This is a genomic window from Paenibacillus sp. 453mf (genome assembly GCF_900116105.1).
GTDB classification, from domain to species: domain Bacteria; phylum Bacillota; class Bacilli; order Paenibacillales; family Paenibacillaceae; genus Paenibacillus; species Paenibacillus provencensis.
The window spans coordinates 20,164-32,951 of the sequence record NZ_FPAC01000004.1 but is presented as its reverse complement, the minus strand read 5'-3'; the positions used below and the strand labels follow the sequence as shown (position 1 = coordinate 32,951).

Genomic DNA, 12,788 nt, shown 5'->3' with positions numbered 1-12,788 from the left:
CAAGATTGCACACCATCTCGGCATTTCTCCACACATTTTACGCTTAGAATGTCCCTGACACTTGATCCAAAAGATGTAGATACAAACTACATATTATCAAGATAGGAGAGATTGCGAATGAGCAAAAGGACAAGACGTCCGCTGCAAGTATGGAGCTTGGTACTCGTAATAACAATCTTAGCGGGTCTTTGGAATCCATCCATGTATACGGCGTATGCATCCCCAGAGGGGAATCAGATCGTCATCAGTCAGGTCTATGGTGGGGGAGGTAACTCCGGCGCAACCTACACGCATGACTTTATTGAGCTCTATAATCCGACGGGAGAAGCTGTAGATCTCACAGGGTATACCGTAAAGTATGCCAGCGCAACAGGCGATTTTGGGACAAGCATTCCGACCGAGCTGAATGGAGCTATTCGTCCTTACTCGTATTATCTGATTCAGCAGGCCAAAGGAAACGGCGGGACAGCTGCTCTTCCGGCACCTGATCAGACAGGAGCCATTAACTTAAGCGGTACAAACGGCAAGGTAGGATTATTTCTTGGGGAAGAACTCGTAGATCTAATCGGCTATGGAAATGCCAATGAATACGAAGGTAGTATTGCTGCCCCAGTCCTGACCAATTCCACGGCAGCTGTTCGTCTGGCAGCACCCGGAGCAGATCCAGGCAGCAGGGGACTGGATACGGATAACAATGCAGAGGACTTCAGCGTAGCATCCCCAGATCCACGAAACTCCTCCTATGGTCAGCCTGAAACGAAGACCGCAGAGGTGACAGTGAGTCCCGAGCAGGGCGCTTATCCACTGGGAACCGAGATTCATTTGAGCTCGGCAACGGCAGGGGCTTCTGTATACGCAGATGTCTATGGTTCCGATGGAGTAAACAGCGGCTACCAGCTGGTTACCGGTCCGATTCTGCTTAATGAACCCTTGACAATCCATACTTACGCTGAGAAGGATGGGCTGGAGCGTAGTGAAACCTCTATTTATTCCTACGATTTGCTTCCGCAAATGACCATCGCTGAGGCAAGACTTGCTGCACAAGGCGAGCAGGTCATGATCTCCGGTATCGTTACTCATGTGAATGGCAGCAAGATGTATGTGCAGGATGAGACGGCTGCCATCGTCTTGTATGGCTTCCCAAGCTTTGCACAAGCAGGAGATCGGGTCCGTGTCAGCGGCGTCATGGATATCTATAACAATCTGCAGGAGATAGCGCCTTCACAGGGGCTCCCTTATACCTTGGTAGAGAATAATGTGGGAGTGCCTTCTCCGGTGCAGGTGACAGGGGCAGATCTCGCTTCCGATTCAGGTGAGCAGCATGAGGCAAAGCTTGTATATTTGGAAAACGTGTATATACGCGAGAAGTCAGGCAGCAGCTGGATAGCTGAACAAGGCGGAAACGAATTTACGATTTATTCGAATCTTCCAGGATTAGCAGCCGGCAAGTCCTTTGATAAGATGATTGGTGTCATTGAGCAATACAGAGATGTCTATCAGCTTATACCGCTGAATGAACAGTCTTTGATTGAAGATCTATTGTCGGTTCATGCCAGCCCGGCAGAGGGTAAGATCGTTATTGGTCAGCAGGTTACTTTGTCTTCTCCAACAGCCGGTGCGGACATATATTACACCCTGGACGGCAGCGATCCGACGACATCAAGCACGCATTATGAAGCACCGATTACGATCCATGTCGATACAGTGATCAAAGCCATGGCTGTATCGGGCAGTGACACCAGTGAAGTATATACCTTCTCCTATGAGGCTACCGAACAGCCGCGCATTCATGATATCCAGGGAGCAGGGCATACCTCTCCTTATCTTGATCAGCATGTGAGTGATATTGAGGGTGTCGTTACACAATTGGGGTACCGATTCAGTGATGGAAGTTATCAAGGATTCTACATTCAGGATCTGGAGCCGGATGATGATCCGGATACTTCCGAGAGCATTTACGTGTATAGTACCAATCTCGACTTGAAGCCAGAGGTTGAAGATATTGTAACGATCAGCGGTACAGTGGCAGAGTATAACGAAGGAAGCAGCAGTAATTTAACGACAACACAAATTGTACCGACATCCATTATTAAAGTAGGAGAGACCGGGCTGCCTGCTCCAATCCTTCTTGGCAAGAACGGCCGGGTTATTCCTTCCGATGTGATTGATAATGACGGGTTTGCGGTCTTTGATCCGGAAGAGGATGCAATCGACTTCTACGAATCACTGGAAGGCATGAGGGTTGTATTACCGTCCCCAACTGTAATTAGTCCAACGTGGACAAGCAGTCAGATCGTGAATATTCCAACACGCATTGATAATGGAGAAGCGGAAGTCCTTACGCCGGCAGGCGGTCTTGTTCTGAAGCAGGAGGGTAATCTGAACCCACAGCGGCTTCTGATTGCTTCGATGGCTCTGAATCAAGATGTTCGTACAGGGAATCAGTTTGCAGGAGATGTAACGGGTGTGATTGGTTATAATGCAGGTAACTTCAAAGTGATGCCTGCCAAGGATGCATTGCCTGCACTTCTGCCTTCTTCTTATGGGCAAGAAACAACTGAAATTGTACCTGACGAGGATCAATTGATCGTAGCCAGTTATAATATTGAGAACTTCTATCCGGGTGTAGGCAGCAGCAAGATCACGAAGCTTGCAGCCTCCATCACTTCGAACATGAAGCTTCCAGATATTATTGGACTTGTAGAAGTACAGGATCATAACGGTCAGACAGATAATGGCATCGTTGAAGCGGACGACAGCTATCAGGTACTAATTGATGCAATCATCGCTAATGGCGGACCCGAATATGCATTTACGGATATTGCTCCGGTCAACAATGAAGACGGTGGAGCTCCAGGAGGAAATATTCGGGTAGGCTTTCTTTATAATCCTGAGCGTGTAACGTTAGCAGATAGTATAGAAGAGAGAAAGGGGAGCTCCACCGAGGCGGTGACGTATGATGCCAATCAGGATCAACTTAGTGTAAATCCCGGTCGAATCGAGCCTCAGCATGATGCTTTTCTGGAATCACGAAAGCCGCTTGCTGCCCAGTTTGAATTTAAAGGGGAGAAGGTCATCGTTATCGCCAATCATTTCAATTCCAAATCAGGTGACAACGGCCCATTCGGAAATGTTCAGCCTCCGGTCCTGACTAGTGAAGCGCAGCGGCACGAAATTGCTGCGGTCGTGAACGGTTTTGTGAAGGACATCATACATGGAAATGAAGCATTAAATAAAGAAGCAAACGTCATTGTGCTAGGGGACTTGAATGATTTCCAGTTCACGGAGACGGCAGACATCCTGAGAGGAGACGAGTTGGATAATCTGATCGATACCTTGCCTGCCGGAGAACGGTACACCTACACGTATGATGGGAATTCACAGGTGCTTGATCATATTCTGGTGAGCAAAAATTTAACGGAGCACACACAGACTGACGTCATTCATTTGAATGCTGATTTTACAGAAGCAAGCGGAAGAGTGTCAGATCACGATCCCGTCATGGCCCAGATTGATATCTTGGCAGCGGGCAGTAAGGAAACGCCAGGGAATCCAGATCCGGGTACAGATCCAGGCACAGATTCGGGCAATCCGCCTAGCAGTGGAACGAACCCGCCTGTCGATAATCCTGAGCACATCCAACCACCTGAGGCAGAACACGGAACGATAACGGTAGAAGGCGTGCTGAATACAACCAGTGAGATGAGAATTGCTGAAGGTGTGGTTACCGGAGAGCAAATTACATCAGCCTTATCCGGTATGCAGGATGGAGTGCTGCGGATTAAACTCGACATGGATGAGGATTATGATTCTGCGCAGATCTCGCTTGTTCCGGAATCTATGGAGCTGTTGCTCCAGCACAAAGCGAATCTGACAATTCAGATCAGCGTGTCCTTTGGCAGCTACGAGCTTCCAATAGAAGAGATTGACCTGTCTCAGATCAGAGCTGAGCTTGGAGCCGGAGCCGGGGAGTTTGAGCTGAGGTTCGCCTTAACGAAGGATCAGGCTGCGATCGAGCTGGCAAGTCTAAAGGGTTATTCTCCACTTGCTGCTGTCAATTATTCTGTAGCTGCATACTCAGCAGAGGGGCAGGTCTATGAATTGACCGAGTTTGATCAGTATATACGAAGAACCATAACGCTAACTCCTTTTGAGCTCAGTAAATTAGAACACATGGCAGCTGTACGTGCTCAAGATGAAGTGAATGCGGACAGACTACATCCGGTGCCGTTCCAAATAAGCGGAAATGAAGCCGAGATATTCAGCCGTTCAAATAGTACCTATCTGCTGCTGGAGCATCATGTGACCTTTGGAGATATGAACGATCACTGGGCACGTTCTAATGTGGAGCAGCTGGCGGACAAGATGATTGTTTCCGGAACAGCTGCAGGAGTATACGACCCGAATACAGCAATTACTCGTGCTGAATATGCTGCACTGCTGGTTCGAGCACTAGGGTTAGCTGTTACACCGGAGGCTATGATCTATAGTGATGTACCGAATAGTGCATGGTATGCACATAGCATTCAGTCAGCAGCAAATGCAGGGCTGATAACAGGCTATACGGACGGCACCTTTAGGCCAAATCAGCAAGTTACACGTGAAGAGATAGCCGCAATGACTTATCGTGCAATGCAGTTCGCAGCCTATGAACCGACAAGCTCTGATCGTTCATTAACCTACTTGGACAACGAAATGGTTCATGACTGGGCCAAGGAAGCAGTAGAAGAACTGAGTAGGCTCGGTGTATTATACGGCGATCGAACAGATCACTTCGACCCATCCAGATCAGCGACCAGAGCGGAAAGTGCTGCCGTAGTCAACCGGATGCTCGATCTTCTAGTCTATACTCAGAGTTAATTCATATCCATTACAATAAGGAAGAGGACAGTGCGGTTGTACTGTCCTTTTTCTAATGGGGCGGTTTATAATATACGGGATGAATATGGTGATATTTCAGATGATAAAAAGGGAGAGGCACTCCATTATGAACATTTCGATCCTGGATACGAAGCGCCGGGCGATAAGCTCCCTCCAAGGAACCTGGTGGCGTGTCCTCATACTGACCGTACTTATAGGAATTCTCACGCTCATCATCCCACTTATCTTTGACATCCGGAGCAGCGGTGGTTATGAACGATGGAAGGTGTGGGAGGAATCTGTCTTCGAATTTAATGATCTTAATCTTCTCTTGGGCATTGTTATCATCCCGCTCTTAACCTCCGTATTTTGGTTCTATCTGGATCTTGTTCGCAGTTATGATCCATGGCTGACGGAGCTATTCGAGGTATACAGGGATGGAGAGAAGGTATTGAAGCTCATATGGACTGCGATCACAGCTTGTTTTTTGCTGCTGATGTGGACCCTGCTACTCGTTGTTCCCGGCATCATTAAGCTGTTCTCCTACTCACAGACGCCTTATATCTTGCAGGATCACCCTGAATACTCGGCTCTACAGGCAATCACAGAGAGCAAAAGATTAATGGACGGATACAAGTGGAATTATTTTGTATTCCTGCTCAGCTTCCTTGGCTGGGGCGTTCTCACCGCAGCTTCGCTCGGTCTTGCCTGGCTGTTTGTGGGTCCTTACTTTTCAGCTGCGCAAGCCGCCTTTTACGATGAGCTCAGGAGAATTAACAAGCAGCCCGCATCATAGCATAGCAAGTCAAAATACAATAAGCTGGTGCCCTCTCTCCATCTTCTTGAAGAGCAGCACCAGCTTTTTTATTTTATCCTCCTCAGTAGTTCCATTCCAATGTGGGTTGGATTGGTTGCGAAGGAGGATGTGCGCTTGTTAGACAGCACGACAACACCGATATCTTGTCCAGGAAGAAAGCCCATAAAGCTCATATAGCCATGTGTACCGCCATTATGCCAGATGAGGTTATCTTTGAGCTCGTGAAACCAGCCCAGTCCGACGCCAAACGTATCATTTTTTTGAAAATGTAATTGCTGGGTAATAGAATAGATGCTGCTCATTTCCTTGTCCGGGTGCAATCCCATATGAACGGATAGAAAAGTTAACAGATCGCTAATGCTAGAGCGGAACGCACCGGTGCCTGGGAAATCTTGAAGTACAAGCTCCGCTGCTCTGCGGCGGCCGGCATACCCAGGAACAAGCCTCTCCCGTGCTTCGGAAGGGAGATGGATTGCGGTGTCCGGCATTTGCAGTGGAATTGTAATTCCATCCTGCACGGCCAGTTCATAAGTGGTCTGCAGCTCTGTTGCTAGCACATGTCCCAGCAGTCCCATTCCAGCGTTGGAATATTGATATTTGGTACCGGCCTCCCTATCTGAAATATTGCGCAAATAGAACGCTGCTTCGGATAAGCTGAATGCAGAGTAGGGATCACGGTTATTCCTGGTATCGAATAAATTTTTTGTTTCCCTCAGGATGCTTCGTGACGGCAAACCCGAGGTGTGTGTCGCAAGATGCTTGAATTTAACCGGTGAGTCGGGCGGGAGCAGGGGGACATATTGTCCAAGGGATTCCTCGATCGTCAGGAAGCCGTCGTAATGCAGCTGGGCCAATAGAGACGCCGTGAACAGCTTGGTAATTGAGCCGATTTCATAGATCAGTCTGCTATATTCGGACGTAGGATAGGGACTCAAATCACCGATTCCATATACGCGTCTTTCATTACGATAGACAGTGCCGATCACGAGCACGGCCTCTTTGTGCTTGGCATAGTAGCTTTCCAGACAAGAGTCTATGAAATTTTGAATGGTAAGTGATAGAAATGGACTCAAGTGGAGCATCGCTCCTTTGGATATATTAGGAATCGTTATAGTTAAGATTATTTTATTCTATTGTTACCTGGTTGTCATTCAAGTCGAGGCTATTTATTTTAACCTAAATAATAGAAAGAGAATCAATTGAAAGAAGTGACACCGTTTGAGAAGAGATCGAAGACAAGCAAGCCGTAGAACCGCATACCGTACAAATAGCAGATCCAATAGGAGTACAAATCGCAGAGCAAATCGCAGAGCAAATCGTAAAATGAAGAGACTTTACCGCAGCTTAATCGCTTCATTTGTCATGGCGGGTGCGATTATACTGATTTGGAATTTTGGCAATATCGATACAAGCCTCTTCGGGCAGCATGAGGGCTTCCAGACCGAGATAGAACAACCAAGCCTGCTTGGGGGATTTACAGTAGTTAAGGCCGAGAAGAAGCTGCCTGTCATCTATAAAGGAAATGTAGAGAAGACAGCTTATATGACATTTGATGATGGGCCGAGTAAATATACGGGCGCTATTCTGGATGTCCTGCAGCAGCACGATGTGGAGGCGACGTTTTTTATGATCGGTTCTGAAATACATAAATGTCCGGACGCAGTGAAACGGATAACGGAGGAAGGACATTATCCGGGAATGCACACGATGAGTCATAATTATCATCATTTATATAAGAGCGGCGGCTCTGAGAATTTCCTGGATGAGGTGAATGAAGAGCAGCTTATAATTCAGGAGATCACAGGCTATTCTCCGGAGCTGGTACGTGCTCCCTTTGGAAGCTCACCACAGATTGGCGAGGATTTTCGTGAAGATATTGCAGATTCGGGCTACAAGCTGTGGGACTGGACGATTGACTCACTTGACTGGGATTTGCCGGGCAAGCCGAAGCAGATTATAAGCAATGTTAAGAAGGATGTGCACCGGGATGTGGAAGTTATTCTGTTCCATGAGAAGGAGCAGACACTGGAAGCGCTGCCTGCGATCATTCAATATTTGAGGAGAAAGGGGTATAAGATTGAGGCTTACAATCCTGAGCAGCACTTTGTGATGAATTTTTCACACGATACAAGGCTATGAATATAGAGAGGAAGACAGGTATGGCAAGGAGTCGAATAAGAAAGCTCATTGTATTATTGGTGAGCATCACCGTATTGACGGCCTGCAGCAAGGAGGAAGCGGTGAATATTGTGCATGCAATAGAGACGACGGTACAAACCGAGAATCAGATGCATTCCGATCTGAATCAGCTCGCAGCGCTTGAAGAGGAGGATATGGTGCTCTATGAAGCGATTCTGGAACAAGGCAGAGAAGATAGCGAAGAGCTCGCAGAGCTATTGGACAACGCACAAATCCATGTGAAGGAGCGTGCGGACCTGCTCGATGCTTCCAAATCCATTATGGATGCTGCGAAGATCCAGAGCGAGCGCTGGGAAGAAGAACTGTCTGTCTTTAGAGGCAGCAAGGTCAGCGAAGGGGTGTCCCTTCAGGCGGAGGAGCTATGGGCAGACTATCAAGCTCGACAGCGTATTTTTGATCAGCTGTACACCCGATATGAATCGGCTCTTCAGACAGAAACCGAGCTGTACGCTCTGCTGGAAGAGAAGGGAAGCCTTCTCTCGATCACTGAACTCAAAGCAAAGGTGGCTGAACGCAATCTCGTATTTGTCGAAGTGAATGAGATTAAGAATGAATTTAACGAGGCGACAAAGACGTTCAATAATAAGCACCAGGCTTTTGTAGCAGAGATCAAGGCATTGCTGTAAACTGGTAGAGTAGATCTTACAAAGAATGGAGAACGTTCGTGTTGAAGACATTCAAGAAGGTATATGTTGAAATCACTAGCATCTGTAATCTCGCCTGCAGCTTCTGTCCGCAGACAAGCCGTCAGGCCAAGTTTATGCATTTGGATACCTTTAATAATATTTTGGATCAGATTAAACCTCATACGAACCACATCTATTTGCATGTCAAAGGCGAGCCGCTGCTTCACCCGAAGCTCGATCAGCTGCTGGATGCTGCATATGCCAAGGGGTTCAAAGTGAACATGACGACAAATGGAACGCTGATCGAGAAGGCGAAGCATCGGATTATTGGGAAGCCTGCAGTAAGGCAGATGAATTTTTCGCTGCACAGCTTTGACGGTCATGAAGGGTCGACCAATCGGGAGGGGTATCTTGCTCATATTATTTCGTTTGTGCGAGAAGCGGTTAAGCAGGATATTATTGTATCCTTCCGGTTATGGAATTTGACGCAAGATAACATGACCAATCTAGAGAAGCAGCGTAATCGGGAAACTCTTGAAGTGTTGGAGAGAGAGTTCCAGCTGGACTTCAAGATTGAGGAGAAGGTGACGCCCGGCAGCGGGGTTAAGATTGCCCACAATATATACTTGAACCAGGATCATGAGTTTGAATGGCCGTCTCTAGCTGCCGAAGAGGATGATGGCAAAGGCTTCTGTCATGGGCTTAGAACACAAGCCGGAGTATTGGTAGATGGCACAGTTATCCCTTGCTGTCTGGACGGGGAAGGTGTCATTAATCTGGGAAATATCCACAGTACTCCTTTCTCCGAGATTGTGGAGGGTGAGCGAGCAAACAACCTGTTCTATGGCTTCTCACGGCGGGAAGCAGTGGAGGAGCTGTGCCGTAAGTGCGGGTATCGCAAAAGATTCGGTGCAGGTGCGTAAATCACCTAGTTATATAGGAAAGTACCCTCATTAATGAGCTACCTTTTAAATTATCTGTTGACTTGGAGTTAACTCCAAGTGTGATAATAACAGGGATCAGCTGTGCTGATAACATTAATGGAAAATGAGGTGCTTACAGAATGGAAATGGAATACGTAAAGCTTGGAAATACCGGTTTGGATGTATCCCGGCTTTGTCTTGGCTGCATGGGCTTTGGAGAAGCAGACCGCTGGATTCACCCATGGGTACTTAATGAAGAAAACAGCCGTCCGGTGATTAAAGAAGCGCTTGAGCTGGGCATTAATTTCTTTGATACAGCCAATGTTTACTCGGATGGGACAAGCGAAGAAATTGTGGGCAGAGCGCTGAAGGATTATGCCAATCGAGATGAAATTGTTCTTGCGACAAAGGTGCATTTTCGCATGCATCAAGGTCCGAATGGCGCAGGGCTTTCCCGGAAGGCGATTATGAGTGAGGTTGATAAAAGTCTCAAAAGGCTGGGAACTGATTATGTAGACCTGTACCAAATTCACCGCTGGGACTACGAGACACCTATTGAAGAAACAATGGAGGCACTACATGATGTGGTGAAGGCGGGCAAAGCAAGGTACATTGGGGCTTCGGCCATGTATGCATGGCAGTTCTTGAAAGCGCTGAATGTTGCGGAGCGAAACGGGTGGACCCGCTTTGTGTCCATGCAGAACCACTTGAATCTGATCTATCGGGAAGAGGAGCGCGAGATGCTGCCACTGTGCCGGGAAGAAAAGATCGGTGTGATCCCATACAGCCCGCTTGCCGGGGGAAGATTGACGCGAGATTGGGAGGAGACGACGCATCGCTCCGAGACAGATCAAACGGCGAAGTCAAAATATGATCCCATGGCGGATAAGGATCGCTTGATCGTAGATCAGCTTGCAGCGATCGCACAGAATCGCGGGGTTCCTCGTGCGCAAATTGCTCTTGCCTGGCTCCTGCAAAAAGAACCAGTGACGGCACCGATCATCGGTGCGACGAAAATATCCCATCTTGAAAATGCGGCTGCCGCATTATCCGTTAAATTGACACCTGAAGAAATAACGGCACTCGAAGAGCCGTATGTTCCACATCCGGTGGTCGGTGCACTCTCCCGCTGAGAATGATCTAGACTATCATGAGGTGAGGTGAGGCTGCGTGCTGATCGCAGAGGTGAGTGAAAAGTTTAAATTAACACCGGATACCCTTCGTTACTATGAACGAGTAGGACTTATTCCGCCTGTAAACCGTAATAAGAGCGGAATCAGAGACTACACAGCAGAAGATTGCAAATGGGTGGAATTTATTAAATGTATGCGTGGTTCAGGGCTTCCGGTTGAAACGTTGATTGAATATGTCGGTCTATTCCAGCAGGGAGATGGAACCCTGGAGTCTAGAAAAAAATTGTTGATTGAACAGCGTATGCAGCTGCATACGAAATTAGAAGAAATGACACAATTGCTGGAACGGCTGGATGATAAAATATCCAGATATGAGGAGACCATCCTAAAGAAAGAGCAGAGGTTGAATCGATCCGGCGAGGTATAAATTCATACTTATATGTTGGAGGAGCAGCACGCTATGGCGGCTGCTCTTTGTTTATGGTGAAATATGTCTTATGAGGCAGTGCAGCTGCAAAATTTAAATATAAACCGGCTTCCGCGCTCACTCGTTTCTTCAAGCCACACCGTTCCGCTCATTAATTCAGCAAGGTGCTTGCAGATGGAGAGCCCAAGTCCTGCACCTCTGAATTTATTTGGGTTACTATGAATTTGGGAGAAGGACTTGAAGAGAAGATCTATTCGATCCGCGGGGATGCCAACCCCAGTATCTCTTACTTCAAAACACACATTCACGGTATTCTCTGCAGCATCCTCTAATTGTACGGATATGCCGACTTCACCTTGCTCAGTGAACTTGATTGCATTTCCAAGCAGGTTAATCAAGATTTGACGTGTTTTTTGAATGTCACCATGGAGTGTCAAATCCTGACTTACATGGTATTCAGCATACAATCGGATGCCCTTCTTCTGTGCTTCGGGAGTGAACAGCTGTATCACATGCTCAACCACTTCACTTAATTGGAAAGGGTGATTCTCTACTGTAATCATGCCGGCTTCCATCTTGGAATACTCCAGAATCTGATCCATCATGTTCAATAGATGGTTGCCGCTCTCCTCGATAACATTTACATATAGTGCTTGTTCCTCATTAAGTTCGGTAGATTTGAGCAAGTCGGCCATTCCCAGCACCCCATTCATAGGCGTACGGATTTCATGACTGAGCACGGCCAGGAGATTTTTTTTATTATCAAGAACTTGTACGGCAGCTTGCTCGGCCATCTGTAACCGGTCAATGGTGGACTCAAGCTCAAGTAGATCCGTATAGAAGGAAGACAAGGAGAGAAGTAGATCGACATCTCGCTCCTGATAGCGGTAAAATCCATGGTCAAAGGAACAGAGGGAGCCATAGAATTCCCCCTTCTCATTCCGTATAGGAACTCCTATGAACGAACAGCCTCCAACGAATCGAGTCGCATCCATATCCTTAGTTAAGGGATGGGTCAGATTGTTATCAATAATGAGCGGCCCCTGAGCATGTTCGGTAACGAGTGCACAATATGATTCTGCATTATCGACGACCAGCCCTTCTTCTAGAATAAGCTTGTCGCGATTAAACGACTTGAGCACCTTCGTAGAAAGATGATCCAGGTTAGCTATACAAAACGTGTTAGCGGGTATGAGCTTGCTCGCTGTATTCATGACATTCGCAGCAGAATCATACAGCTTATGTGAGATCACTGAGAGAACGTCAATATACTCTGTTTTTAACATGACTGCCTGATTCCTCCTAATTGAGGACCTTTGCGTAGATTCTCAAATTATATTAAGCCCTAACCACTATAATAGTTTGTATTGTCTTAGAATAAAAGGGGGCGAACACGGATTGAAGGGGCTAATGTTATTTTTCTAAAATGCCTGTTTACAAATTTTTCCTGTTCTGATCTACTTGATCTACTGGGCGAGTCGGGCGGGAACATGCATTATCACATTACCAAGCTGTACGAAGGTGGATTACTTGACCTCGTGGAGGAGAAGAAGATCGGCGGTGTTACAGAGAAGAACTATCAATCCAGGTCGAAATGGTTTAACTCGGCATCTCCAGAGGCACTCGATTCGGTAATCAGCGCAAGCTTCCCATCCAAAAAATCGACGACGATTAATCTTCGGCTTACGTTAACGACGAATTCCAAAAATGTCAATGAGAGCTCACTGATTACTCAGTCTAATTCATTGTCAGTTTAGTAGATTAGGTATTCTGATTGTCGTCCAAGGCGGCTTTCCGAATACC

Annotated in this window: 10 protein-coding genes; 8 read left to right on the top strand and 2 right to left on the bottom strand. The window is 47.0% G+C overall.

Annotated elements, in window-relative coordinates:
* Positions 1-117: 117 nt before the first annotated feature.
* Together BM415_RS17710 and BM415_RS17705 are read left to right on the top strand one after the other, a co-directional pair.
* Positions 118-4,860, top strand: coding sequence for an S-layer homology domain-containing protein (locus BM415_RS17710; RefSeq protein WP_091160323.1), 4,743 nt, complete (start codon positions 118-120; stop codon positions 4,858-4,860).
* A 127-nt stretch (positions 4,861-4,987) separates the two neighbouring features.
* Positions 4,988-5,656: a DUF975 family protein gene (locus BM415_RS17705; RefSeq protein ID WP_170862537.1), complete on the top strand. Its 669-nt coding sequence runs from the start codon at positions 4,988-4,990 to the stop codon at positions 5,654-5,656.
* A 68-nt stretch (positions 5,657-5,724) separates the two neighbouring features.
* Here the strand turns inward: BM415_RS17705 and BM415_RS17700 are convergent, their stop codons facing one another.
* Positions 5,725-6,750, bottom strand: coding sequence for a serine hydrolase domain-containing protein (locus BM415_RS17700; RefSeq protein WP_170862536.1), 1,026 nt, complete (start codon positions 6,748-6,750; stop codon positions 5,725-5,727).
* 145 nt (positions 6,751-6,895) lie between these two features.
* Between BM415_RS17700 and BM415_RS17695 the strand changes: the two genes are divergently transcribed.
* The 5 genes from BM415_RS17695 (at position 6,896) to BM415_RS17675 (ending at position 10,985) form a co-directional block, all read left to right on the top strand.
* Positions 6,896-7,816, top strand: a complete 921-nt coding sequence (locus tag BM415_RS17695) for a polysaccharide deacetylase family protein (RefSeq protein ID WP_244533525.1) — start codon at positions 6,896-6,898, stop codon at positions 7,814-7,816.
* A 20-nt stretch (positions 7,817-7,836) separates the two neighbouring features.
* Positions 7,837-8,502, top strand: a complete 666-nt coding sequence (locus tag BM415_RS17690) for a YkyA family protein (protein ID WP_170862535.1) — start codon at positions 7,837-7,839, stop codon at positions 8,500-8,502.
* 41 nt (positions 8,503-8,543) lie between these two features.
* Positions 8,544-9,425, top strand: a complete 882-nt coding sequence (locus BM415_RS17685; protein WP_170862555.1) for a radical SAM/SPASM domain-containing protein — start codon at positions 8,544-8,546, stop codon at positions 9,423-9,425.
* 146 nt (positions 9,426-9,571) lie between these two features.
* Entirely contained in the window at positions 9,572-10,558 is a 987-nt protein-coding gene (locus BM415_RS17680; protein WP_091160600.1) for an aldo/keto reductase, read from the top strand.
* Positions 10,559-10,595: 37 nt separating this feature from the next.
* Positions 10,596-10,985 carry a MerR family transcriptional regulator gene (locus tag BM415_RS17675; protein WP_091160314.1) on the top strand — a complete coding sequence of 130 codons (390 nt, stop codon included), beginning with the start codon at positions 10,596-10,598 and terminating at the stop codon, positions 10,983-10,985.
* Positions 10,986-11,053: 68 nt separating this feature from the next.
* Here the strand turns inward: BM415_RS17675 and BM415_RS17670 are convergent, their stop codons facing one another.
* Complete coding sequence (locus tag BM415_RS17670; RefSeq protein WP_091160312.1) at positions 11,054-12,271, bottom strand: GAF domain-containing sensor histidine kinase; 1,218 nt, start codon at positions 12,269-12,271, stop codon at positions 11,054-11,056.
* Positions 12,272-12,382: 111 nt separating this feature from the next.
* On the opposite strand from BM415_RS17670, the gene BM415_RS17665 reads away from it, so the two are divergent.
* The gene (locus BM415_RS17665) at positions 12,383-12,742 is read left to right on the top strand and encodes a winged helix-turn-helix domain-containing protein (RefSeq protein ID WP_348272332.1); all 360 of its coding nucleotides are present in this window, start codon (positions 12,383-12,385) and stop codon (positions 12,740-12,742) included.
* Positions 12,743-12,788 lie beyond the last annotated feature (46 nt).